At 35.8% G+C, this 24,298-nt stretch carries 21 protein-coding genes; 6 read left to right on the top strand and 15 right to left on the bottom strand.

The genetic code is table 11. The features are described 5' to 3' along the window. Position 1: 1 nt before the first annotated feature. Entirely contained in the window at positions 2 to 1,588 is a 1,587-nt protein-coding gene (locus tag AC3EMB_RS04870) for an ABC transporter substrate-binding protein (RefSeq protein ID WP_064532647.1), read from the bottom strand. Positions 1,589 to 1,907: 319 nt separating this feature from the next. On the opposite strand from AC3EMB_RS04870, the gene AC3EMB_RS04865 reads away from it, so the two are divergent. Next, positions 1,908 to 2,246 (top strand): hypothetical protein, encoded by a 339-nt coding sequence (locus tag AC3EMB_RS04865; protein WP_000141783.1) that lies wholly within the window; start codon positions 1,908 to 1,910, stop codon positions 2,244 to 2,246. 163 nt (positions 2,247 to 2,409) lie between these two features. Here AC3EMB_RS04865 and AC3EMB_RS04860 read toward each other — a convergent pair whose 3' ends face one another. Next, a complete protein-coding gene (locus AC3EMB_RS04860) occupies positions 2,410 to 3,387 on the bottom strand; it encodes an ornithine cyclodeaminase family protein (RefSeq protein WP_488517524.1) in 978 nt (325 codons plus the stop codon). Between the two features lie 19 nt (positions 3,388 to 3,406). Next, entirely contained in the window at positions 3,407 to 4,411 is a 1,005-nt protein-coding gene (locus AC3EMB_RS04855) for a proline racemase family protein (RefSeq protein WP_488517523.1), read from the bottom strand. A 208-nt stretch (positions 4,412 to 4,619) separates the two neighbouring features. Here AC3EMB_RS04855 and AC3EMB_RS04850 point away from each other — a divergent pair, with 208 nt between their 5' ends. Continuing rightward, entirely contained in the window at positions 4,620 to 4,850 is a 231-nt protein-coding gene (locus tag AC3EMB_RS04850; RefSeq protein ID WP_100910561.1) for a YflJ family protein, read from the top strand. A gap of 141 nt (positions 4,851 to 4,991) precedes the next feature. Here AC3EMB_RS04850 and AC3EMB_RS04845 read toward each other — a convergent pair whose 3' ends face one another. The 3 genes from AC3EMB_RS04845 to AC3EMB_RS04835 form a co-directional block, all read right to left on the bottom strand. Further along, the gene (locus AC3EMB_RS04845; protein WP_488517522.1) at positions 4,992 to 5,945 is read right to left on the bottom strand and encodes a TRM11 family SAM-dependent methyltransferase; all 954 of its coding nucleotides are present in this window, start codon (positions 5,943 to 5,945) and stop codon (positions 4,992 to 4,994) included. A 153-nt stretch (positions 5,946 to 6,098) separates the two neighbouring features. Beyond that, the gene (locus tag AC3EMB_RS04840) at positions 6,099 to 7,706 is read right to left on the bottom strand and encodes an N-acetylmuramoyl-L-alanine amidase (protein WP_000875329.1); all 1,608 of its coding nucleotides are present in this window, start codon (positions 7,704 to 7,706) and stop codon (positions 6,099 to 6,101) included. Positions 7,707 to 8,013: 307 nt separating this feature from the next. Next, positions 8,014 to 9,063 (bottom strand): M42 family metallopeptidase, encoded by a 1,050-nt coding sequence (locus tag AC3EMB_RS04835; protein ID WP_000930086.1) that lies wholly within the window; start codon positions 9,061 to 9,063, stop codon positions 8,014 to 8,016. Between the two features lie 126 nt (positions 9,064 to 9,189). Between AC3EMB_RS04835 and AC3EMB_RS04830 the strand changes: the two genes are divergently transcribed. Further along, positions 9,190 to 9,369, top strand: coding sequence for a hypothetical protein (locus AC3EMB_RS04830; protein WP_001027083.1), 180 nt, complete (start codon positions 9,190 to 9,192; stop codon positions 9,367 to 9,369). A 21-nt stretch (positions 9,370 to 9,390) separates the two neighbouring features. Here AC3EMB_RS04830 and AC3EMB_RS04825 read toward each other — a convergent pair whose 3' ends face one another. From AC3EMB_RS04825 to AC3EMB_RS04815, 3 genes are all read right to left on the bottom strand, one after another. Then, positions 9,391 to 9,717 (bottom strand): nucleoside triphosphate pyrophosphohydrolase, encoded by a 327-nt coding sequence (locus AC3EMB_RS04825; protein ID WP_001277348.1) that lies wholly within the window; start codon positions 9,715 to 9,717, stop codon positions 9,391 to 9,393. 17 nt (positions 9,718 to 9,734) lie between these two features. Further along, a complete protein-coding gene (locus AC3EMB_RS04820; protein ID WP_366987689.1) occupies positions 9,735 to 10,052 on the bottom strand; it encodes a hypothetical protein in 318 nt (105 codons plus the stop codon). A 109-nt stretch (positions 10,053 to 10,161) separates the two neighbouring features. Continuing rightward, the gene (locus AC3EMB_RS04815; protein ID WP_001999174.1) at positions 10,162 to 10,974 is read right to left on the bottom strand and encodes an enoyl-CoA hydratase; all 813 of its coding nucleotides are present in this window, start codon (positions 10,972 to 10,974) and stop codon (positions 10,162 to 10,164) included. 300 nt (positions 10,975 to 11,274) lie between these two features. On the opposite strand from AC3EMB_RS04815, the gene AC3EMB_RS04810 reads away from it, so the two are divergent. After that, a complete protein-coding gene (locus tag AC3EMB_RS04810) occupies positions 11,275 to 12,669 on the top strand; it encodes an O-antigen ligase family protein (RefSeq protein WP_454500604.1) in 1,395 nt (464 codons plus the stop codon). Positions 12,670 to 12,866: 197 nt separating this feature from the next. Here the strand turns inward: AC3EMB_RS04810 and AC3EMB_RS04805 are convergent, their stop codons facing one another. The 4 genes from AC3EMB_RS04805 to AC3EMB_RS04790 all read right to left on the bottom strand — a co-directional run bounded on the left by AC3EMB_RS04805 (position 12,867) and on the right by AC3EMB_RS04790 (position 19,428). Then, positions 12,867 to 14,729, bottom strand: coding sequence for an S-layer homology domain-containing protein (locus AC3EMB_RS04805; RefSeq protein ID WP_053565144.1), 1,863 nt, complete (start codon positions 14,727 to 14,729; stop codon positions 12,867 to 12,869). Between the two features lie 146 nt (positions 14,730 to 14,875). Beyond that, on the bottom strand, positions 14,876 to 15,964 hold the full coding sequence (gene csaB / locus AC3EMB_RS04800) for a polysaccharide pyruvyl transferase CsaB (RefSeq protein ID WP_075716842.1): 1,089 nt from the start codon (positions 15,962 to 15,964) through the stop codon (positions 14,876 to 14,878). Between the two features lie 143 nt (positions 15,965 to 16,107). Continuing rightward, positions 16,108 to 17,628 (bottom strand): putative polysaccharide biosynthesis protein, encoded by a 1,521-nt coding sequence (locus tag AC3EMB_RS04795; protein WP_053565145.1) that lies wholly within the window; start codon positions 17,626 to 17,628, stop codon positions 16,108 to 16,110. 330 nt (positions 17,629 to 17,958) lie between these two features. Then, on the bottom strand, positions 17,959 to 19,428 hold the full coding sequence (locus AC3EMB_RS04790; RefSeq protein ID WP_075716844.1) for a SulP family inorganic anion transporter: 1,470 nt from the start codon (positions 19,426 to 19,428) through the stop codon (positions 17,959 to 17,961). 187 nt (positions 19,429 to 19,615) lie between these two features. On the opposite strand from AC3EMB_RS04790, the gene AC3EMB_RS04785 reads away from it, so the two are divergent. Both AC3EMB_RS04785 and AC3EMB_RS04780 read left to right on the top strand, forming a co-directional pair. Next, positions 19,616 to 20,080 (top strand): hypothetical protein, encoded by a 465-nt coding sequence (locus AC3EMB_RS04785; RefSeq protein WP_000954998.1) that lies wholly within the window; start codon positions 19,616 to 19,618, stop codon positions 20,078 to 20,080. Positions 20,081 to 20,215: 135 nt separating this feature from the next. Next, positions 20,216 to 20,413, top strand: a complete 198-nt coding sequence (locus AC3EMB_RS04780) for a hypothetical protein (protein ID WP_001098258.1) — start codon at positions 20,216 to 20,218, stop codon at positions 20,411 to 20,413. Between the two features lie 554 nt (positions 20,414 to 20,967). Here the strand turns inward: AC3EMB_RS04780 and AC3EMB_RS04775 are convergent. Together AC3EMB_RS04775 and AC3EMB_RS04770 are read right to left on the bottom strand one after the other, a co-directional pair. Next, complete coding sequence (locus AC3EMB_RS04775) at positions 20,968 to 22,524, bottom strand: fatty acid--CoA ligase (RefSeq protein WP_064532636.1); 1,557 nt, start codon at positions 22,522 to 22,524, stop codon at positions 20,968 to 20,970. 258 nt (positions 22,525 to 22,782) lie between these two features. Beyond that, positions 22,783 to 24,270, bottom strand: a complete 1,488-nt coding sequence (locus tag AC3EMB_RS04770; RefSeq protein ID WP_000908776.1) for a coproporphyrinogen III oxidase — start codon at positions 24,268 to 24,270, stop codon at positions 22,783 to 22,785. Positions 24,271 to 24,298: the final 28 nt, after the last annotated feature.

Genomic DNA, 24,298 nt, shown 5'->3' with positions numbered 1-24,298 from the left:
CTTATTTCACTTCATAAATCTTAGATAGATCTTCAAACATTGTGACAGGAATTGCTTTCGCTTCTTTTAATCCATCAAACTTTTTATCTACTGCAATAACTGCTTTCGGATACGCGATTGGTAGATAAGGTACGTCTTCTCTAGCTGTCTCTTGAATTTTATGGTATAGCTCTGCGCGTTTTGTTTTATCTGTCTCAACTGCAGCTTCTTCCCATAACTTATCGAAATCAGCGTTTTTATATCGTGCATAATTGTATTCAGCATTGCTTAAGAATAAGCTCTTATATGAATCTGGCTCAGGTCCCATTATGTAACCACCAAATGTAATGTCATATTCTTTATTCTCTTTATCTAAGCCTTTTTCACTTGCCGCACTAGCATCTAATGCATTTAGTTCAACTTCTAAGCCAACTTCTTTTAATTTTTGTTGTGTATATAACGCTAAGCTTTCCATAATTTTATTATTCGTTACATACATCACACGTACTTTTTCCTTATCTTTCACGCCAGCTTTTGCTAATAAATCTTTCGCTTCTTTTTTATCATACTTATAGTCTTTAATATCTTTCGCATAATACATAGCGTCTGGCGTTAAGATTGAATTTGCTGGTTCTGCAAACTCACCTGAAACGAATGCTGAGTTAATCATTTCTTTTTTATCTAACGCATGCGCAATTGCTTGGCGCACTTCTTTTTTCTTCATCAAATCTGTATTCATGTTATAAGATAAGTAGAATAATCTACCTTCAGGGAATGTCACCATTGAGAAGTTCCCAGTGCTATCTAATTTCTTAAAGTCTTGCGGCTCAATCATCTTCATGTTGATTTGACCATTTTGCAGTGAAACATTTGCTGTATTACGGTCTTTTACAACTCGGTATACGATAGAGTCTAATTTAGCTTTCCCACCTACATAATCATCAAATCGATCTAATGCAACGTACTCATCTGATTTATACTCTTTAAACTTAAACGGACCTGATCCTACAGGCTGTAAGTTTTTCTTACTCTTCGCTAAATCTGCTTCCCCTTCAAATACATGTTTCGGAATTGGGAAGAAATCATTCATCACACCTTCGAAAGATGCGCTTACTTGTGGTAAAACGAATTGAGTTGTTAACTCATCTACCTTTTTCACCTCAAGCGGCTTTCCTTTAAAAATAAAGTTTTCACGACTTGAGCTATTTTGCTTCTCATCTAAAATAGATTGGAATGTAAATGCAATATCGTCTGATGTAATCTTCTTACCGTCATGCCATTTCAAATTATCCTTTAACTTCAGTGTCCAAGTTAATTGATCTTCTGAAGGCGTAAAGCTCTCAGCAAGAACAAACTTTTTCTTACCGTTTTCCATATGATATAGCGGCGCATATAAAGCTTGCTGCACAGTTAATGACACACGATCATTCGCATAAAGCGGATTCATCGTATCTGGATTATCGCTAACACCAATCGTTAACGCCCCTCCGTCTTTCGGAGTCCCTGATTTACTAGTTCCTGCTTGCTTCGAATCTTTTTCCCCTGAACAAGCAGCTAATGCAATAAATAATAGTAGGACAAATGGTAATACAAACAACTTCTTCTTCATATTTCGACCCCTCTCGACTATTTACACCTATAAGAAAACTCGGAATTAATACCGAGTTTTCTTATAGGTTTTAAATTACCACTACCCGTATGTATTGTCAAACTTTTTCGCAAAGGTAGAAAGTTTGTAATCTATTAATGCATTCTTGCGATAACCTTATATTTATGCGGAGGAGAAAATAAAAAGACCACGAATAAGTAACCTCATAAAATGAGTTAAAAAACTATCAACTTACAGAAAATCCCTCTAAAATGATTGTTTTATATGATCGAAAATGTAGAATGGGATTAAAGACAAAAAACACATTTAGGAGGTTATCATGACATTTGATGAATTGAAAAAAAATAAACCAACAACCTCATGGGTTGAGTATGATGAAGATGGGGAATTTTTTACTGAAGAAAATATAAGTGCAACAAATACAGTTCTTGACACTTACATTAACAACTTACAGCGATTAGGAGAGAATCCAACCGAAGTCGAAGTAATGCAAGTTGTTAAAGAGGTAGTTATTAAATTAAATGAATTAAATATCGAACATGAACATTTTATCGAAACAATGGAAAGAGAAGATCTCTATGAATTTATCGATACAGCAGCACGAATAGCTGGCTTAGAATCCGAGGAAGATATAACAGAAGAATGGCGTGAATGGTAAAAAGTTGCATCTCTAATAATTAGAGGTGCAACTTTTTCATATACCAATTGAATGAATGATTTGATGTCCGCGCAGAATTCATATATTTCAACATAATATTAAAAGGCTTCAATTATAAATACTAGCACACCCATCCTGACAAAAAGACCACCAAAAGGCAGTCTCAAAACTCAATCTTATTCCCTACCCCTTGCTCCAACGCTCTCTCATACAAATACTTCGCAACGATAATATCTACTACCGCCAAACCAACTGATTTGAAAATAGTAATCTCTTCATCATTTTCGCGCCCAGCTTTTTCTCCGCTTATAATTTGACCAAGTTCAGCGTGAATGGCGTTTGCTTTGAATAGACCTTCTTTTATCGGAACTTGAAGGTCTCCTGTTTCGTCTAGTGCTGCTTCTTTTGATTCAACTACTACTTTGTTTGCGCTTGTGATGGCGTGTGAGGGTAGTTCTTGCATGCTCGGTCTGAATGAGCCGACGGCGTTTACGTGGACGCCTTTTTGTAGTGTTTCTGAGAAGACTGGTGTGGTTGCGTTCGTAGTTGTGGCGATGATGTCTGCTTCACGTATTACTCCATTTGGATCCCTGTAAACGTAAGCAGGTTTACCAAATTTCTCTTGTATATGTTGCGCAAATGCATATGCTTTTTCTTCTGTTCGATTGTATAAAATGACTTTTTCGATATCTCTAACTGCAAATATTGCTTCGGCAATTCCTTTCGCTTGTTCGCCCGTGCCGATAATGCATAAAGTTTTTGCGTTATGACGAGCTAAATATTTTGTCGCTACTCCTGATAAGGCGCCCGTTCGGATCATCGTTAAGTACGATCCTTCTAGAAGTGCGAGCGGTTCTCCCGTTTGAAAGTCTGATAGCATCACAATCCCATTGATTGTTTTCTTTCCTATCTGTTTATTTTGCGGGACTACCGTTACTATTTTTACTCCAAGTGCCTCAAGCCCTTCCGCTACTGAAGGCATAATTAATGCCGTATTTTGCTCATTCGCAAATGGTAATGAGCCTCTTATTGGTGTAATCGTTCTTTCTGCGGAAAATTCTTTTAAAGCAAGCGCCGCGTATTCAATAACTTCATTCATATTTACTAAGTTTCTTTGTTCGTTCGCGCTTATGACTAGCATATCTTTCCACCCCCTTCTTCTATCCTATCAAAAATCCCCGTTTCAAATCATCTCTCGGATCTACAACGAACTGATGAAACCCTGTAATAAATGCATTCCCCGTTACTTTCGGAACGACAGCTTCATATGTACCTACTGCTGTTACGGATAATACTTCTCCCTGGAATTTCCCATCAGTAATGCATTCATGGATGAATACTTCTCCTTTTTGCAAGGTAGCTTTTTCAAAAAGAGTTGCGATTCTCGCTGAAGTTCCTGTACCGCAAGGAGAACGGTCTACTTGCCCATCAGCAAAAATCGTTACATTTCGTAGCGTAGCACCTTTGTCTTTCGGTTCATCTGAAAAGATAACGCCGTATATTCCTTTCAATCCTTCTTCAAGTGGATGTTTCACTTCCATTTTGCTCTCTATATAATGTTTAATTTTACCGCCCCACGTTTGAATAGCGGGCAAGTCTTTAAAATCAACTTTCAAACCAAATTCTTTACAGTCTACAACAGCGTAAAATGCTCCTCCAAACGCGATATCTACTTGAAATTCATAGTTATCTATTTTAATAGGAACGTCTTTTTTGTATACAAATGAAGGAACATTTTCAAATGATACAGATTCTACTTCACTCCCGTTATATTTTGCATACGCAACAACTTCCCCAGCAGGGCTATCAATAATGAACTTTTGTTTTTCACCCTTTACTTCAAACATGCCTGTTTCAATTCCAACTGTAATGACAGCGATAATGCCGTGACCACACATCGTACTCCATCCTTCATTGTGCATAAATAATACGCCAAAGTCAGCGTGAGCACTTGCTGGCGGTGTAATGATACAACCGTACATTCCGTGATGCCCTCTCGGTTCATACATCAGAATTTCACGAAGGTAATCCAAATGTTCCATACAGTATGCGCGTCTTTCCAGCTGCGTTTCCCCTTTTATTTCTGGCACGCCGCCCGTAATAATTCGAAGCGGCTCCCCAGCTACGTGTGCATCAATCGTTGTATATATTTTACTAACCTTCATTTCTATCTCTCCCCTATACGTTGATACTATTTCCAACGCAAGTATCATGCCAAATCGTATAGCATTACTTTTTTCAAATCTCCTCAGTAATGTGTATTCTTTTTTCAACAAATTCATATACAACTGTCTACTTTTTTATACACGGCTTGGATGTTACGTTATAAAACACCTCGATAACTTTGCAATTCCTCTCGTACACACATGTAGGATTCCTTTTACCATTATTATTTTCAATGTAAAGTTACTTCGTCCCCCAACATATACTGTTCAAAAGCAAAAAGGAAGTGATCCCATGTATTACGGAACAAAGGGCTGGTACGTAGCTGAACTAAAAAAATTAGGCGTACGCTATCATGAAGGACGAAAACTAGAAAGTTACCGCGGACACATATTACGCAATTTATTAATCGCACAACAAGAGAAATTAAAAGAACAGTAACATTCTAATGTAACGATATCGGCGATTCGACATGCAATATCGACTTACCGACAAATTTCGCTAATTCATCTACCTAAACCACCAACCAATTACACATCAATACAAACAAAAAAGGTCACCCAAACGGGTGACCTTTCTTTCTTATTCACAAACAAGAATCTGTCTAGTAAATGATCCTTTTCTTGTAATACAGCGATCTGTAATTTCGAATCCTGCTTCATGGATCATGTCGTCCATTGTTTCCATCGTGACAACGACTACTTTTTTCGCGATGCGGCGTGCACTTGAGAGAATTGATAGTTGATCTTCTGGTGTGGCATGCGTAAATAAGTCGTACGGCATATCGATAATGGCAACGTCGTAGTTCTCAGTAATTTCCTCGATCGGCCCTTTTGTTACTGTTCCTTCAAATCCGAAATGTGCGATGTTTTTTCTCGTTCCAAGAACTACAAGTGGATTTATATCTCTACCAACGATGTTAATCCCCATAGAAAGTGCTTCTACTACTACTGTTCCAATACCGCAGCACGGGTCAATTGCTCGTACTCCCTCTGGATTTGGTACAGCGATATTTGCAACTGATCTCGCAACACGTGTGCTAAGAGATGTCGAATAACTATGCGGTTTTTTTATGTGATGATACCAAACTGGTTCGCTTTCTACATAGTGCCCGAAGTACCAGCGTCCTTCAAGAGGAACAATCCCGAATACACGCTCTGGATTACGAACATCCGCTTCTCCTTCAATATGCATGCCGAGGTCTCGTTCAATAAGACGTCTTTCTCCATATTCAATTTTATTCTCTCCAACGAGGTCATTGATTTTAACGAAGATAACTTTAAACGACGCCCCCGCCAAATCAATTTGTTCCACTTGTTTTAAAATGCTTTCTAAGTCGTCCCCTTCATACATAACCTCAACGCGCTCTTTCATAAACGCACTTCTACTCGGGTCAATTTTGACATCACTTTTTAAAATATTAACGTGCGACTCCATTCCAAAGAACGAGCGCATTTCCAAGTAACATAAAGCACGCTCCTCCTCACGAAATGCATACGTATATATACAGGCAGGTGTTTTACTATGATTATTCAATCTATTATCATCCTCTATCGTTTAAAATTGTTATGATTACAATTACTCAAATACTTTTCTTTTGTATATAAAATTAAATGATATCATATGCCGGAAATAAAGAGAAACGTTAATAAATAAAAGAGACTGCCAATGGCAATCTCTTATTATTTATTAACGGAAAGAAGACACGTTGTTACCCATTTCTTCATAGTAATCTAAAATGCCTTGATAAATCGCTTCCGCTGCACTTTGTCTTTGCGCTGGTGTAGCTATTTTATCTGCATCACTTTTATTATCTACAAATGCTAATTCTGCTAATACAGCTGGCATTGTATTTTCTCTAATTACGTATAAATCGCCTTTTTTCACACCACGATCTTTTGTTCCCAGTGCATCTACAAGACGTTCTTGAATTTTTTCTGCTAGTAAACGACTTTCTGATACATTAGGATTTGTTCCTCTTGCTGTCGCTGATTCATAGTAGAATGTTTCTGTACCTTGTCCATTTTTCTCTTCCGTGCCATTACCATGAATACTTACAAAAATATCCCCATTATTTTTTTGAGCAAATTCTACACGTTTCTTTAAAGAATCAGAAGCACTTGTTCCTGGACGTGTATCATCTGTACGAGTGAATAACACAGTAAATGGTGTCTTTTTCTCAAATATTTTCTGTAATCGTAATGATACATCTAATACAGTTTCACTTTCTTTCTCATAATAACCTGGATTACCTGAATCTGCTCCACCATGACCTGGATCAATAATAATCGCTTTTCCTTCTAAGAAATTCCCTTGCTTCACTGGATTTAATTGATTTTTATTAACCCATTGGAAACCAGCGCCCATGCGGATACGAATCCAGCTGCCGTTCTCTTCAATAACAGTTACTTGCTGTGCGTTATGTGTTCCCATTACTTTTGATGAAGAAGAAGCTTCTGCATAAGTAGTGAATCCTTCATTAATAACTTCTGTTTTCTCTACTAAAGGTGTCCATTTATCACCGTTACTTGTTGCAATTTTGATCCATCCATCTCGTTCTTCTTTAATTTCAACCGTTTGTGGGTTATGCTGATTCGCACTAATCCCAGAACTTAATGATGGTGCGTGATATGTAATGAATTTTCTATCTATGTACATTTTCTTTGTTTCTACTGGACGATCACTATTCTTACTAAATTTATCTGTTTGCGCAGTAAGCTGAGCTGCTTGTTCACGCGTAATAGAATCATTCGGTTTCCAGCCATTCTCTGTACCTAAAGAAAGTTTTAATTCTACTAAAATATTAACTTCTTCTTTACCCCAATGATTCTCTAAATCAGCGAATTTTGTAGGAACTGGTCCTGTTACTTTGCTTTTCAGATTATATGCTCTTACAAGCATAGCTGCCATTTCAGCACGAGTTACTTTTCCTTCAGGATCAAATACTCCTGGTTCTCGCCCTTTAATAATATTCTCTTTTTCCATGGCTGCAATAAATGAAGCTGCCCAATTATTTTTTGCATCATTATAAGACGGCTTTGCATTCGGATCTACTTTAGCACCAATTGCTGTTGCGATAATCTTTGCTGCCTGGGCACGTGTTAAATTTCCGTATGGCATAAAGTTACCATCTGGCATACCGTTAATTACATTTCTCTCTACTAAATAATAAATTGCGTCTTTCGACCACGCACTATCTGAAACATCAGGAAATTTCTTCGTTTCTGCTAAACTACTAATTGGATGTGCTAGTAAATTTGCTGCTAATAAACCTGCGGCTATTGCTTTGTACTTCATGAAAAATAAATCTCCTCTCAAAACTTCATATTCATACATTTTTTTAATCAAGCTAACTAAAAAATATTAACTATTAATTAATTCCTTTCATAGTGTATAACATTATATATCTATAGTAAATACGTTTCCGGCCTTATAACAAAAATCGCATATATATAACTTATAATGAATGTATATAAAATAAAACTTTAATCAGCCCACAAATAGCGGGATAAAAAAACGATTAGGACATGTCTCCTAATCGCTTCGCCAAATAAAAAGCTGATTAAAAATAATATTTTTAATCAGCTCTCTATTATCTATGAAATTATTCTTCAATTAAATTAGACATTACATATGCATACACTAATGCTTCTGTATGCGCAATAGAACTTTCATGTGTACGTTCAAATGCGTGAGAAGAATCAATACCCGCTCCAATTAAAGCATGTTTCACATCAAATCCCGCGCGAATCGCAGCTGATGCATCAGATCCGTAGTATGGATAGATATCTACTTTATATTCAATATGATTCGTTTTCGCAAGCTCTACTAAATGTTTACGCAGTGCGTAATGATACGGGCCGCTAGAGTCTTTTGCACAAATAGATACTGTATATTCATCAGATGTTTGTCCATCACCTAACGCTCCCATATCAACTGCTAAGTATTCAACAGTTTCTTCTGGAATATTAGAATTACCACCGTATCCAATCTCTTCATTATTAGAAATTAAGAAATGCGTTGTATATGGTAATGTTACGTTTTCATCTTGTAATCTTTTAATTAATTTTAATAAAATCGCAACACTTACTTTGTCATCTAAATGACGTGATTTTATGTATCCACTCTCTGTAATTTGAACGCGCGGATCAAATGAAACGAAGTCTCCTACTTCAATTCCTAATTCGCGTACTTCATCAGCTGAAAATACGCGCTCATCAATACGAACTTCAATATTTTTCTCATCGCGTTTTGCTTCACCTGCATCTTTATATACATGTACAGATGTTTGATGCATTAAAATCGTTCCTGTATATGTCTTGCCACTTGATGTTTCAATTTCGCAATATTCTCCTTCTACAGAGTTCCAGCGAAATCCACCAATCATAGAAAGACTCAGGCGACCATCAGGCTTAATTTCTTTCACCATCGCACCTAACGTATCAACGTGTGCCGTTAATAAGCGGTGCTGCGCATCATTCTTCCCTTTTACCGTTAAAATAAGAGCGCCTTTATTGTTACGCTTCGTTTCTACGTTCCACTCACTGACATAGTTTTCAATGAAATTAATAATTTTTGCTGTATTTCCAGATGGACTCGGAATAGAGACAAGCTCCTTAATCAGTTCCATCGTTTCTTTCGTATGATGTGCCATTGTCGTTTCCTCCTCATTTTCTCTACTATTCAGTATACAAAATTCGCCAGAAAACCTCTACTTATATAGCTTAATTTTCTAAATTGTAGTAAAATTCTTTTTAGTATACAAAAGGAGTCCTGAAATATGAATATATCAAAAAAATATATACACATTGCACTCATTTGGTTTTTAGCATCATTATTTTGTTTACAAATCTCTTATGCCATTCATACTACTACTTCTATTACAATCGGCTGGATATTAACAGCTATCTTCTTCATTATTAGCTTCATTGCAACAAAAAAGCATAGCGTTACTCATTAACGCTATGCTTTTCCTATAAAACTATTCTTCTGAAACGTCTAATAAATAAATACCTCTTTCAAATCCACCGCGCTCTACTTCTTTTTTCTTACGAAGGCGCTCCACATCTTCAATCGATGCACCTTCTGCACGTGCTAATGAAATGATAACTTCTAGCGCATCCGCAAGAGAATCTAGCGCATGTTCGCGTTCTTTCATAGAAGCAAATTCACGAATTTCTTCCGTTCCAATTTTCGCTAAAGCTTGTATGTAGGCTTGACCTGTTAATTTTTGTGCTGTATACGTTTTTCCAGACATTAAAATCTTCTCTGGAACACGATCTCTTACTAACTTGTTATATGCTGACATCATTCATCCTCCTATATTTAATAACATCCGAGCTCTGCTTTATAGAAAAACCATTTTTTCTTCACGCACGCACTTAACATATCAATTCCTGATCCATGTGCTCTTACATGTGGAAAGAAATAGTGCTCTAAGTCTTCGTCCTTACCATATAGAGTTTGATACTCATCTGGAATCGCTTCTTTTTTCGCTTCTTTTTCTTTCGTCACCCCGTCAGAAAATGCAACACTTGGATGTCCCTCAAAAAACAACGCAGTCCGAACTGCCAAAGATGGTGTACTATGCAAAGCAGAATATGTAAGCAAAATAATAGTGATAACACCGATCATTTTCTTCATGTATTACTCCTTAAAAAAAGTGCTAACACAATTATACTAAAATGTGTTAGCACTTTCTCCCCTTTATCCCGAATTAACGAGCTAATAATCAGTGAGGAATGGACAAACTTTATTCCCCTTTAAATGCTGGTAAACGTTTCTCTAAAAACGCAGCAATTCCTTCTTTATGATCCGCTGTTTGTCTCATTGCATATTGACCACGCTTCTCTAATTGCAATGTTTGCTCTAAATTAGAGCGATTTACTTCACATAAAATTTGCTTCGTTTGAATCATTGCTTTAATCGGTTTTTGTGACCATTCATTAATTTTTTGCTTCACAGCCGTTTGGAAATCTTCGCCGATTACTTCATCAATTAAGCCGATATCAAGCGCTTCTGTCGCTGATAATTTCTTACCTTCCCAAATAATTTGCTTCGTCATATTTTCACCGACGCGCTTTTGAAGGAAGAAATGACCGCCTCCATCTGGAATTAAAGCGATTCCAATAAAGTTCATCGCAATAACAGATGATATATCCGCCATTACATAATCAGCTGTTAACGCAATACTTAATCCAAGACCTGCAGTTGGTCCATGAATTGCACTAATAACAAGCTTTGGCATCGTATATAACGTCACGACAACTTCAGAAATAGTATTCATAATACCATCAAACTTACTTTCATCATTACTTGAAAGCATCGATTTAATATCCCCACCCGCAGAAAAACCACGGCCGTTCCCGCATAACACAACGATATGCGCAGAACTTTCCGCTACTTCTTTCAACTTTTGTAATAACTCTTTTAAGGTCGGCTCATCTAACGCATTTAACACCTCTGGGCGATTGACCATAACCGTTGCAACGTGGCCTTCATATTTCACAACGACAGATTCTGTTTTACTTGTTATTTCCATTATATATACCCCTCTTTTCTCCATAAAGATTATACTTATATAATTATAGAGAACCATTGAAAAATCCTTCTTTTTTCTCAATTTTCTGTCTAATAATCTCGCAATTTGTACATATACCGTATAAAACATACAATTCCGTTGAAAAATATAGAAATTAAAGTCGGTTTATCCATGCTTTTCATCTATTTACCATTACAATGAAATGGTGTATTCTTAAGTTTGATAAAAAACAAATATTGAAATTCATTCGCCTTACTATGTAAAAAAGGCTTTATACCCATCTTTTGGGTGTTGTAATAAAGGAATGAAGAACTGGAGGAACATATGGTTACTAAGTTGAAACAAACGGATAACTACTTCCCACATTTCCTATTGCTATTCATTGTGTTTCAACCAATTTTAGATTTATTAACATCTTTTTCAATCTATATACTACACATGAGCGCAACAGTTGGAGTTGTAGTCCGTTTCGCCTTTATGCTTCTTGCATTAGGATACCTACTTCTTCATCACAAACAACAAGATGCGAAAAAGTATATCCTCTATTTATGTTTACTCGGAATCGCACTCGCAATCGGTCTTGTAAATAATATGATGGTTAAATCTCCAGTTTCATTTGGAGAAGAAGTTAAATTCATTTTAAAGAGCATATATCCAATTGTGCTACTGTTTGGATATATTATCGCCTTTAAAGAGCTAAAAAATAAAGAGTATGTATTTCATAAAATCATTACATATTTCTTATATGCAACTTTAATTTTAAGTATCACTATGATTGTGGCAATGCAAACTGGAACGGATTTCCCAAGCTATCCTCACTCAAAAATTGGTTCAAGAGGTTGGTTCTTCGCTGGAAATGATTTAAGTTCTCTTTTCGCCATTATGTTCCCAATCATTGTCTTATATTCGATTCATAAAACAACTTCTTTCTCGAAAATATATTACTGGATTCCAACAATACTTGCGATGTATGCAAGTATTATGGTCGGAACGAAAGTCGGATATGGCGCAATTGTTATTACATTAGGCGTAGCACTTTTCTTCTCATTCATTGAGTACATGATAAATCGTAAAAAAGAAGGAAAAGGATTCACACATATTGTAAATACCGTTGTTGCAGCTGTTATACTAGGAGGTTTAATTGCTCTTACACCGCATACTCCTATCGCAAAAAATATGGGCATTCACATGCAAATATACGAATACAAAAAATCAGTACAAGAAGAAAAAGATCGAAAAGAAGGTAAAGTAATTAAAGAAGATCCAGAAGATGCAAAAAAACATGCAAAAGGTGAACTTACAGATTCTGAAGTAAAAAGTTTAATTTACAGCGATCGCGACAAATTCTTAAAAACATACAAACAGTACTATAAAGACGCACCGCTTTCACAAAAACTATTCGGAATGGGTTACGCTGGTAACTACACAGATAAAATTAAATTAATTGAAATGGACTTCCATGACCTATTTTTCGCATTTGGAATTGTCGGTTTCCTTATTTACTTAATACCACTTCTATACTTTGGTATTAAATTATTCATCCGCATGATCACAAACTTTAAGAAAATCATGACTGTAAAGTATATGCTATTAGCGAGCACACTCATTCTATCACTTGGCATTGGCTTTATGTCTGGCCACGTATTAACAGCGCCAGCCGTTAGTATTTTCTTCATTGTTATTCTCGCTTATATCATTGTTGATTTTGAAATTGAATAAAGTGAAACTTTAATCAGTGGGGGTTTTATTCATCCCCCACTGATTATTAGTTGAACCAATCGGGCTTTTACGGGCAGTTCATCCCCCACCTAACTTCCTTGCTTCCACTGAATTTTGAGGTGGGGGATTACTGCCCGTTAATGCGGGATAAAAAGAAGGTGCTACGAAATATTAGTAGCACCTTCTTTTTTATTTAATTAATGTTTTACGTACTCTAAGCTTTCTTTTGCGATATACGCTTCTGTTACAGTAGGGTTATCTGAAATAACTTTAACCCACGCTTTTCCATTTATTATTTCTTCACCAGTAACTGTGACAACTGCATTTGTATTTAAACGATACAGTCGCTCATTTGATATACTAGGATTCTTTTTCACTTCCACGTTATTCATCACACGTGCAAGTTTATACTTGTTGTATTCTTTTTTACCTAAATAAGAATCAAAACGGTTCATGTGCCCCGCTACTTTTTTACCCCAGTTCGCATCAGATGCATATTTTGCATTTAAACCAGCAGCTTTATCACCTGTATATGTTGCTGTATAACGCCAATGTCCTGGATTTAAATATCCTTCATTCATGTATAATTTTGCTGCATGTTCAATACAATCTTCTTTTGAATTGAATGCTTCTCCGTTACCATATGGACTATCGTCTGTTGCTTTTAAACCAAATAAATTATTTTTGTCTTTTGCAAGAGCGCTTGTTCCATAATAACTTTCATGAATTGCTAATGAATATAAGAATAATGCATTTACATTATACTTGCTTTCTACTTCTTTAAATTTCTTTCCTAAACCAATTAATGGAGAGTCTGGCTTAATCGATTTCACATAACTATCTAGTTGTTCAGCTGTATAATCTGTTTTCGAACGTAATGATAAATAATTGAAATATTGATAGAAAGTTTCGTCTCCAAATGTCTTTCCATCTACACTATACATTTGCTGTCCTTGCTTCATGAAAGAAGGTGCCACACCATATCTAAATTCTGTATATCCAGGTGAACTTGTATTATATGTATAATATTTATGGTATAAATATCCATCTGATTTCACATAATAAGACGACTGTTTCATTTCATTTGTAGGAATTAAAGTGATTTCATTCTTCTTCACATAACCTGTCAAACCAGAAAGTTGAACTTTCACACGATCTTCGCCAACTTCTAACACTTTCAATTCTGTTCCATACTGAATATACGTATATACTGTTGACAAATTCTCATCATAAATATTAATGATGTTTTGCCCAGTTATTCTTTTCGCACTTGCAAAACCATCTTTAATCCATAAAAATTCGTTCTCGTATTTTACCGCATTCATACCTTTATTTTGAGCAGCCGTAACCGCTTCTTTATACGTATTATAGCGCTCTACTTCTTGCTCTGTTCCGTTTTCTCTTACATTTGTCACAACATATTTCTTAGTTTCTACAGGATTGCTATTTCCGTTTTTTTCAATCGTCTGAAGCATGCGATCCAACATAGCTGAAGCCATCCCTCTTGTAGCTGATAAATGTGGTCTAAATGTATTATCTTCTGGATACCCTTTAATAATTTGAGTAGCCACCATAACTTGCACATGCTCTTTATAGTTAATACTATCTTTATCAGTAAAGGTAAGCGGACTTACAGCTACTTTAATATTTTTATAGTCTAACGCTCGCTTTACCATTATCGACATTTCTTCACGTGTAATCACATCATTTGGTGAGAATGTCTCGTTCGTACGACCATTAATAATTTTCGCTCCATATGCTCTACTTACACCATCATATAAACCGTAAGTCTTCGGCACATCCTCGAAATTCGAATCAGCTTTCGGTAAATTTAAAGCCCTTGCTATGAATGTAGCAAACTCTGCTCTTGTTACTAATTTATCAGGCGCATATACATTGTCTCCATACCCCATTAAAACTCCTTTAGTAATAAGTGAGCGCATATTCGTCTCAAACATATGTCCTGTAATATCATCATTTGCCGCATAACTTGAAATAGGAGTTAAAAGTAATGATCCCGTTAATGCCACTGCTGTTATACCTTTTGAAAAAGTCTTCAAGGTTATCCTCCTCGTAATCTACGAATTTATTATCACAAATTTGATTATATAATACTCACAATCATTTTAGCATAATAAATAGGAATTAAAATAAAACGTTTTTTAATTAGAATTTTCATTACATTCAAAACAAAATAAAAGACACTTTACTTTTTTAATAAAGTGCCTTTTTCCATATGATCAATGAGTTTCTTTGTTGCCTGTTTGCCTTGCAACCGAAGCTCATCTATTGTCAATTGTAACTCTTGCTGCACAGTTCCTTGTTGCCTTAATTGCTTTTTCGCAATTTCATATAAATATTCAGCACTCCATTCGCCATCCACACTTCCTATAACTGGCTGATTCACTTGACTTAAAAACGAATCAATTTTCGGATCGTATGAAATCCCGACCATTGGAGTTTTGGCTACAGCAGAAAAAACTAGTGCATGAAGACGCATACCAATTAGTAATGAACATTGTGATAAAATGAATATTTTCTCGTCGATATCCATTTTATATGGAAGCATATACGTCTCTTCTCCCATTAAGTCTACTACTTCACGCGAAGCTTTTTGATCAAATGGCTCATGCATTGGAACAAATAGAATTTGGTATCCTTCTTGCTTTAATTTTTTTAATGCCGCAGCTAATTTTTTTATATAATCTTCTTTTGCATTCCAATAACGCACACTAACCGCGATTACTTTTCCATGTATCGAATGCTTTTGCAACCAATCCGATTGTTTTGTCCGTTTCCATGTTAAAACAGGGTCTGGAACAATTTCAATATCGTTTTTTATGCCAAGTCCTTTTAAATATAAAAACGAATCCTCATCTCGAACTGATACATAGGAAGCTTTTGACAAGTTCCATTTTACTAATAGACGATTATATCCTTTTGTAATTGGACCTATTCCTTGTGAATAAATATAATACGGCTTTTTTAATAATCGAGCGAGTCCCATAATACCCGTATAATATAGAATACTCTTCGTACTTGTCTGATCTTGAAGAAGGCTCCCGCCACCACTAATAACTCCATCACTGTTTTTGATCGCATGATAAACAGCTTTTATATCCCAGCGATCTACCGATTCTACACCATACATTTCCTTTGTATATTTAGAATCATTTGATAGTACTACTAGTTCTATATCCGGGTTCTCTTTACTTAACGATTCAATAATTGATTGTAGAATCGCCTCGTCTCCAACATTATAAAAACCATAATATCCTGATAAGACTAAACGCACCCTAAATCTCCTCCAAAACTAGGTAACCGTTTATTTCATCTAACATAAACTGGTACCCATTCCTTACCTAAACACTTAATACCCTACATAGTTTCCTCTTTATCAGCTCATATGAATTTTAATAAAAAATTAAATTTTTATATTTATTTTTTCAAAAATGGTATTTTTTTTATTGATATCCATTTTAATTTCAAAGCACATACACCATACAAAATGGTTGTAATACTTAATGCTATACCACTGAATAATAACGTCATAATTCTTGAAGATGTAACATCTATCACATTAAATAGTTCATACAATCCTAGTCCTAAAATAGATGCTATTGCTAGCACACCAAAAAAGCTTTTTAAATGAATAGAATAGGCAATATAGCTTCGAATATACAAATGATTTACAATACAAATCAATACGTAAGTAATGAATGTACTATACGCCGCTCCATCTATGCCAAACTTCTGCACGAACATTATGTTTAACACGACTTTCACACAACTCGCACCAATAACAATCCATGCAGCTTGTGCAGAACGGTTAATGCCCTGTAAAACACCTATTGATAATACCATAACCGCAGTAAAATACGAACTGCCAATCATAACTGTTAACATACTACTGCCTTTTACGTCTGTGAACAATCCGACATTTAACGGTACTGTTAATGCCATCAACCATATTGTTAACGGTGCTGTCAAAACATGCGCTAGTCGATTTGTATTTTGAATTGTTATTTTCGCCAAATTTATATCTCTTTTGGCCAATGCGGAAGTTAAGAGTGGTATTAACGGAAATACAATTGCACTTGCAAAAATAACAATTATTTGCGTGAATGCAAAACCGCGACTGTATATTCCAAATTGTTCTTGAATTTCTGTTGATGATCCTTGTAATACATGCGGTATTGTAAGCGAGTCTACTAAATTTAAAAGTGGCATTGATAAAGCTCCGATAGCGATTGGGATCGATACCCTCAATATCTTTTTGCCGTTTTCTCTTAAATCTCGGAGCGAATAGGAATTGCTTTTATTGTAGTATGGACTTCTATTATATTTTATACGCAAATATATAAGCGAACTAATGACTCCAAGAAAAGAGCCAACCATCGCACCACTAGTAATAACAGTATTACTCTTATCCCATGATACTAGTATGTAAGCAATTATTAACATAAAAAACACACGTACAAATTGCTCAATGACCTGTGATACCCCTGTTGGTTTCATATCACCGAAACCTTGAAAATACCCTCTATAAACTGCCATGTATGGCGCAATGAGTAATGCTAATGAAGTAATAAGCAACGGCATTCTAGTTTCTTGTCCACCAAGCATATTTGCAATTTCAATAGAAAATAATACAATGACTAAACAGCCGAAAACGCCAAATGCTATCCCAATAATTGACGCTGATTTAAATAATTTCGCAATTTCCTTTTGCTTATTTTTTTCGTTCAACTCTGCAATTAGTTTCGAAATTGCAAGTGGAACTCCGGCTACCGATAATGTAAGAGCAATCATATATACAGGAAAAACAAGACGGAAAATACCGAGCACTTCATCTCCTGCAATATTTTGTAATGGAATTTGAAAAAAACTACCAAGCAATTTTGACAAAAAAGTTGTAATTGTTAAAATCGCTGCTCCTTTTACAAATGTTTTATTCATATTTTTTCTCTTTTCTTTTATACATATACTCTCAAACATATTGTTTTAAACGATAGGGATTCACTTTATCCCATTGGTTATCATAACAAATTTATTATAGGTTGAATACTTGGTTTTTTTTACAAAATAGAAAAGAGAACCAATTTACGCCTATCTCTTCACACTCTAATTTCTAATTCCTTCCATTATATGTACACATTATAACTGTTTTCGTTACTCAAAAAGAGCTCTTCTCTATCACTGCGGTACATATTACTAAAAACATTATAAGAATATCCCACAACTCTACATTATAATGTATGTAAGATTGTGAGATATTCTAATTACCATCTAAACACTTAAGATTTTCAATTGCTCTTTCTGTTCATCGCTTGCCATTACTGCGATTGTTTTTTCAATACTCGGATGTACTTGCTCAAGCTTTACACTTGCTCCTACTTTATTTGATTGCTCAACAAAATTTAATAATGCCATAGCTCCTGATACATCCATATAACGCACATCTTTCATACGTAAAACAACCGGTGACTTCACATCTTGTAAAGTGGAGAAAATACGATCTACTGATAAGAAAGAAAGCGGTCCTTGAATCGTATACGTTTCTTCTCTTTCTTTTACGATAGAAGTTTTACGTTCTTTACATTTCACCATATATATGATGAACGAAAGAATAATACCGAATGCAACAGCAATCATTAAATCGAACTTCACCGTCACAATCATCGTTACGAGCATAACAACGACATCACCTTTAGGAGCGACATGCATCTTTTTCATGCTTTCCCAGTCGAACATTCCAATACCAGTTAAAATTAAAATACCTGATAGTACAGCAAGTGGAATATATTGTACGACCGAACCAAGACCCATAATAAAAATGAATAAGATAACACTATGCATACATGCCGAAAGTGCCGTTTTACCGCCACTTCTTATATTCACGATAGACCTTACAGTCGCACCTGCACCTGCTAATCCGCCAAACAATCCGCTCATCATATTACCGATACCTTGTCCAACGAGCTCTTTATTACTTTTATGACGTGTACCTGTCACATTATCCATTACGACCGATGTTAACAACGAGTCAATCGATCCTAATAAAGCAATACTAAGCGCTGGTAAAATAAGTGCTGCTATTCCTGTTCCACTTAAAGATGGAATATGAAGCGTAGGTATCGCTTCTGGAATGGTTCCAATCTTTTCAATTACTTTATTTAGTGAAAGATTTCCGATAATCGGTAAATTTACTGTAAGTCCTTCGAGTAGGGAAGAAAATAAAGGTAGCAAAGCTGTCACACCGACTAGTGCTACTAAACTAGACGGAATCGCCTTAATCCATTTACCAGAAACAATCATTACAATAATCGTTAACACAACCAGTAGAAAACTATTTTGTACGTGCTTTATTTCGCCTAAAATAATGATTAATGCAATACCATTCATAAATCCCGAAACGACAGGATACGGAATATATCGAACGTAAGAACCGAGCTTACATACACCGAATAAAATTTGAAATAACCCTGCCATCATAAAGGCAATAAAACTTGCCTCTAACCCGTGCGTCGCAATAACTCCTGTTGCGATAACGGTAATTGGTCCAGTTGGCCCCGTTACTTGCCCAGGTGTCCCGCCAAATAACGCTGCGAATAAACCTGCAAAAATCGCACCATACAATCCAACAAGCGCTCCCTCAGACGTTCCTGTCGCAGCAATACCAAATGCAATCGCAAGTGGTAACGCAACAATCGCAACAGTAAATCCTGCTAAACATTCCTTTGCTATTTTTTGAAACATAAAAAAACCACCTTTGTATAAAGTCCATGTTCCATTGTACACCTAAAAAGATACATTCGTTAGCTCACTTTTTACATTCTCGTGACGTAAACGTATTCAATGAAAAGTTTCCCCCTTATCTTTGGAAACAATTGCAACTATGCTATAATGAACAAATTAAATCTTTTACTATATACTTGGAGGCACTATGCTAACTTTTGAAGAAAAATTATCGATTATTGAATCTTTCCCAGAACTAGAAAGAAAGAACGTATCATTAAAACGTGTAAACTTCCACTTTGAAGAAAGTCGTTTAGATAAAAAGAACGTTGTATTTCATTTACACCCAAATGGAAATGGATTTGTGTATGCAAGCGGTATTAAAGGTTACAAAACGGATGATAAGGGTATGGTTAACATCCGTGAGTTTTCAGCAGAAGAGTTACGTTCAGTAATTGAGAAATCAATTGACCTTCTATCACAAGAAGAAGTAGTAGCACCTGTAGAACCTGCGAAAGAAGAAGAATGGCAGAACGAAGATGGTCATATTCTTACTCTTATTTCAGAGGATGACATGTGGAACGTGTACGCTGGTGTAAACTTAGACGGTACATTCAACTCTTATCCAGAAGCTGCGGAATACCTTGATGAAGAAGGGTTTTCACGTAAATAAAAATAGAAACCTATTTCATTCAACGACTTTTATAGTAATCAAAAAAAGACACTTAAGGTGTCTTTTTTTGTTATATAAACTCCTTTCTCACACTAACTCTATTAATTTTCATAAAATGATTCAGAGGAGGTTTATATGAATACAACTGCTAAATTAATAAATTGGAAAGAACATGGCGATATGATTATTCTAGAATGTGAATTAAATGGAAAACGCTTCGAGATATCAACATATAAACAACGAATATATAATGCACACCTTTTATCAGCTGACGTTTATATTCGTTTAGATTCATCTGATAATATAATTGGAATAAATATCTATAAAAAGTAAGAAAAGCCCACTATTCCGTAAGCGGGCTTTATCTTTATTACAAAATGTTAGAGTATACTCTCTTTTTTTCATACAGTTTATGTAATTATACATATTCATTAAAAAATACACTAAATGAATATTACATGTAGTAAAATATAACTTGTGGGCACGTTCTATAAAGCAGATTCTTTTAAAAGGCGTAACATATCAATTATTATAGGGGATGTGGCGTCACTTCGATATTGATCTCAAATCTCTTGTCTTTTGTGAACTAACAATCTAGTGTATATAGACGATTCTGCTTTATAGTGTGTGCTTACACTCATAACAAAGGGGTAATGGTAATACGGATAGATTCCGATTCGTATGAAATGAAATGGTTCAAGTCGGAGAGAGGCACCTTAAGGTGTCTTTTCTTTTTGGACATTACATCCATTTTGTTTTTCCACCTTATTTCAAATGCGCTAATTAACCTTCACCAAGAAGAAATGAGAATTAAAAAAGATATTGTTTCTTCTGTTTAATACAGAAAAATGAAGGATACCCCATAGATATGGGGCATCCTTCATTTTCTATTTTTTCGCACCTTTCAGTGACTCCCTCAGCACAAACTTCTGCAACTTCCCGCTCGCATTACGCGGAAGTTCATCTACAAATAAATAATGACGCGGACGCTTATAATCTGCTAATTCGTCACTTTCTTTGCAATACGTTTCTAAATCAGCTTCTGTTATTGTTTCATCTTTCTTCACAATAACTGCCACAACACGCTCTCCCCATAATTCATCTGGCTCACCAAGTACCGCCACATCTAATATACCGGGATGACTATGAAGGAAATCTTCAATTTCACGAGGGTAAATATTTACGCCACCGCTAATTACCATATCATCAACACGATCTGCAACGAATAAATAACCATCTTTATCAAAGTATCCTAAATCACCAGAATGATACCATCCTTTATACATCGATTTTTTATTCGCCTCTTCGCGATTATGATAGCCAGCCATCATAGTTGGGCCGCGTAAAATAATTTCTCCTACTTCATAAGGAGGTAATACATCATCTGGTTCTGCCGGTGCATCCTCGTTCGGTTTCACAATACGAACTTCATGACTAAAGCATGGCGTGCCTGCTGAACCAGCTTTCGTAATTTGATCCTCCTCTACGAGAAACGCCACAACTGGTCCCATTTCTGTCATTCCGTATATTTGAACAAGGTCAATATAAAGACGTTCTTTACATTCCTTCACTAACGCCGGTGCCATTGCCGCTCCGCCATATATACCGATTTTCATTGAAGTTAAATCATACTGAGTTAAATCTTTTTGCAACAACATATTCCACATCGTCGGCGCTGCAAAGAACGTCGTAATCTTTTCTTCTTGAATCATATGTAATACTGTTTCTGTATCAAAATGATGCAAAATAACATTCTTTCCGCCAACTTGAATGCGTGGTATGATTCCAGCATTTAATTCACCACAGTGATATAAAGGCGCAACGACAAGCCCTACACTATCTCTATTATATTTTAGGAAATACGTACAAATCATACTATGCTCAGCCATTTCACGATGACGATGTAACACGCCTTTCGGATGACCTGTCGTACCGCTCGTATACAGCATAGAACAATAATCCATTTCATCAATTTCGATATTTACTTTCTCAGAAGATGCTGCATTCACTTTTTCATGGTAGGAACTTGCATAGGAAGGTTTGTCGTTTTCTATAGACCAAAAAGATGTATTTGGAAAATCTCTTTCAATTATAGCAACAGTTGACTCAACTGCTTTTTCAAAGACAACGACTTTCGAGGATGCGTCCTGAAGAATATAAGATACTTCTTTCGCCTTTAAGCGGAAGTTAATCGGGTTAAAAATCGCGCCAATTTTCGCACAAGCTAAGTAAACGTTTACAAATTCATGGCAGTTATATAAGTAAACAGATACTGTATCTCCCTTCCTTACTCCGTCTTCTAATAAAGCGTGTGCCGTTTTATTTATTTGTTCATCCCACTGTTTATATGTCCAGCGAATATTTTTTTCAGGTTCCACTAACGCCTCTTTATTTGGATACTTACCAACTGATAAATCAAAAATTCTCCCTATCGTCATATACATGCCAACAATTTCCCCCTTTTCTCTTTCATAAATCTATCATTTCGTCCATAAGTAGACATTGTCCTCTAATGATTTGACTAATTTTTCTGATTATTATCGACATAGTTTTACATACGGTACCGCTAAACGGTGAATGAAATTATACCGGCGATTTTTCGAATATATCGACTTACCGACAAAACTGACAAGATATAATCGCCCCCCCGTTACTGCATAAGAAGAAAGAGGTTGTTCCGACTCGGAACAACCTCTTTCTTCTTATGCGAATAGCTCTTCTAAAATTTTCAGTTTATCTTCTGTATATTTTACAAAGCCATCGTTATATGATTTTGGATCTTTCGGATTCGCGAAGTGCGTAATTGCCCCCGTCTTCGGATGAACAAATTTACTTGATGCACCGCAACCAAGTCCGATAATTGATTGTACTTCTTCCATAATGACAATGTTGTAAATACTTTCTTGCGTCGGCATTGCATAACCAACGTTCTCTAAGTTACCTAAAATATTCTTTTGACGATATAGGTAATATGGTACGTAATTATGCTTTTGCGTCCACTCTTCTGCTTCGTGCATCATCGCTGTAATTTCTTCGCGACCTGCTACTTTATATTTACGTTTGTTTTGCGTCATTTCAGAAGCACGTTTAAATGATAACGTATGAACTGTTAATGATTCTGGCATTAACTTTTCTGTTTCATCTAACGTATGCTTGAAGATATCTAACCCTTCACCAGGAAGACCAATAATTAAGTCCATATTAATATTGTTCATTCCCATTTCACGAGCTAAATGGTATTTCTCAATTGTTTCTTCTACAGTATGATGACGTCCAATTGCTTTTAGTGTCTCTTGATGATATGACTGCGGATTAATACTAATACGGTCAATGTTCCATTTATTTAACACTTCTAGCTTTGCTGGCGTGATCGTATCTGGACGACCTGCCTCAACTGTTACTTCACGTACATTTTTCACGTCTGGGAACGCTTCGTACATTTCTTCATACAGCATATCCATCTCTTCTGCTGTAATACTTGTAGGTGTACCCCCGCCATAATAAATCGTCGTAACTTTCACACCTTTTTCTTTTAAAAACTTACCAATTTCACGAACTTCATAATGTAAACCACCTAAGAACGAATCAACAGACCCTTGGCGTCCATTAATCGCATAAGCCGGGAATGTACAGTATGCACATTTCGTTGGGCAAAACGGAATACCGATATAAATACTTACTTCTTCTTTCAAACGGTATAAATCCGGAACAACTGCTAATTGGCAATCAACAATACGCTGAAGAAGTTCAATTTTCTCTTCATGAATTAAATAACTTTCACGAAGTTCTTGATGCGCTTCTTCTTTTGACATACCATTTTGAAGCATTTTATGAAGAAGTTTCGTCGGACGTACTCCCGTTAAAATACCCCAGCTTTGTTCAAGTCCAGTTAACTGCTGAAGAACAGAAAGATATACATAAGAAACAACGTGCTTCACTTGCTTCATACGCTCTTTTTCATCTGTGAAAGCAGATAAATCTTTCGAGAATGTTTCTTCATACACATTTCCTGTGCTAACATCCGTTAATCGAGCGGATGCTTTCACATTATCCTCAATGTGTATATCAACGATCAGATTCGCTTCCTCTTGTTCAAATCCAATCGTACTATCTTCAAAAAATAAGCCGCCAATATTTTGTAGCGGACGTAAAAAACGATCATCTTGTAACGTTTTAATTGAAATTAACACATTATCACCTTTTCATTTGCAAACTCTC

The sequence above is a fragment of the Bacillus sp. LQ16 genome (assembly GCF_057784645.1).
This window is presented reverse-complemented; position numbering and strand designations above follow the sequence as displayed.

What these genes read in the sequence shown, in the direction of transcription:
- AC3EMB_RS04795 (WP_053565145.1), bottom strand. Translation starts at nt 17,628, where the DNA reads ATGAATAAAACATTTGTAAAAGGAGCAGCGATTTTAACAATTACAACT.
- AC3EMB_RS04870 (WP_064532647.1), bottom strand. Translation starts at nt 1,588, where the DNA reads ATGAAGAAGAAGTTGTTTGTATTACCATTTGTCCTACTATTATTTATT.
- AC3EMB_RS04855 (WP_488517523.1), bottom strand. Translation starts at nt 4,411, where the DNA reads ATGAAGGTTAGTAAAATATATACAACGATTGATGCACACGTAGCTGGG.
- AC3EMB_RS04810 (WP_454500604.1), top strand. Translation starts at nt 11,275, where the DNA reads ATGGTTACTAAGTTGAAACAAACGGATAACTACTTCCCACATTTCCTA.
- AC3EMB_RS04825 (WP_001277348.1), bottom strand. Translation starts at nt 9,717, where the DNA reads ATGTCAGCATATAACAAGTTAGTAAGAGATCGTGTTCCAGAGAAGATT.
- AC3EMB_RS04835 (WP_000930086.1), bottom strand. Translation starts at nt 9,063, where the DNA reads ATGGCACATCATACGAAAGAAACGATGGAACTGATTAAGGAGCTTGTC.
- AC3EMB_RS04815 (WP_001999174.1), bottom strand. Translation starts at nt 10,974, where the DNA reads ATGGAGAAAAGAGGGGTATATATAATGGAAATAACAAGTAAAACAGAA.
- AC3EMB_RS04775 (WP_064532636.1), bottom strand. Translation starts at nt 22,524, where the DNA reads ATGTATATGACGATAGGGAGAATTTTTGATTTATCAGTTGGTAAGTAT.
- AC3EMB_RS04780 (WP_001098258.1), top strand. Translation starts at nt 20,216, where the DNA reads ATGAATACAACTGCTAAATTAATAAATTGGAAAGAACATGGCGATATG.
- AC3EMB_RS04785 (WP_000954998.1), top strand. Translation starts at nt 19,616, where the DNA reads ATGCTAACTTTTGAAGAAAAATTATCGATTATTGAATCTTTCCCAGAA.
- AC3EMB_RS04860 (WP_488517524.1), bottom strand. Translation starts at nt 3,387, where the DNA reads ATGCTAGTCATAAGCGCGAACGAACAAAGAAACTTAGTAAATATGAAT.
- AC3EMB_RS04840 (WP_000875329.1), bottom strand. Translation starts at nt 7,706, where the DNA reads ATGAAGTACAAAGCAATAGCCGCAGGTTTATTAGCAGCAAATTTACTA.
- AC3EMB_RS04865 (WP_000141783.1), top strand. Translation starts at nt 1,908, where the DNA reads ATGACATTTGATGAATTGAAAAAAAATAAACCAACAACCTCATGGGTT.
- AC3EMB_RS04820 (WP_366987689.1), bottom strand. Translation starts at nt 10,052, where the DNA reads ATGAAGAAAATGATCGGTGTTATCACTATTATTTTGCTTACATATTCT.
- AC3EMB_RS04830 (WP_001027083.1), top strand. Translation starts at nt 9,190, where the DNA reads ATGAATATATCAAAAAAATATATACACATTGCACTCATTTGGTTTTTA.
- AC3EMB_RS04790 (WP_075716844.1), bottom strand. Translation starts at nt 19,428, where the DNA reads ATGTTTCAAAAAATAGCAAAGGAATGTTTAGCAGGATTTACTGTTGCG.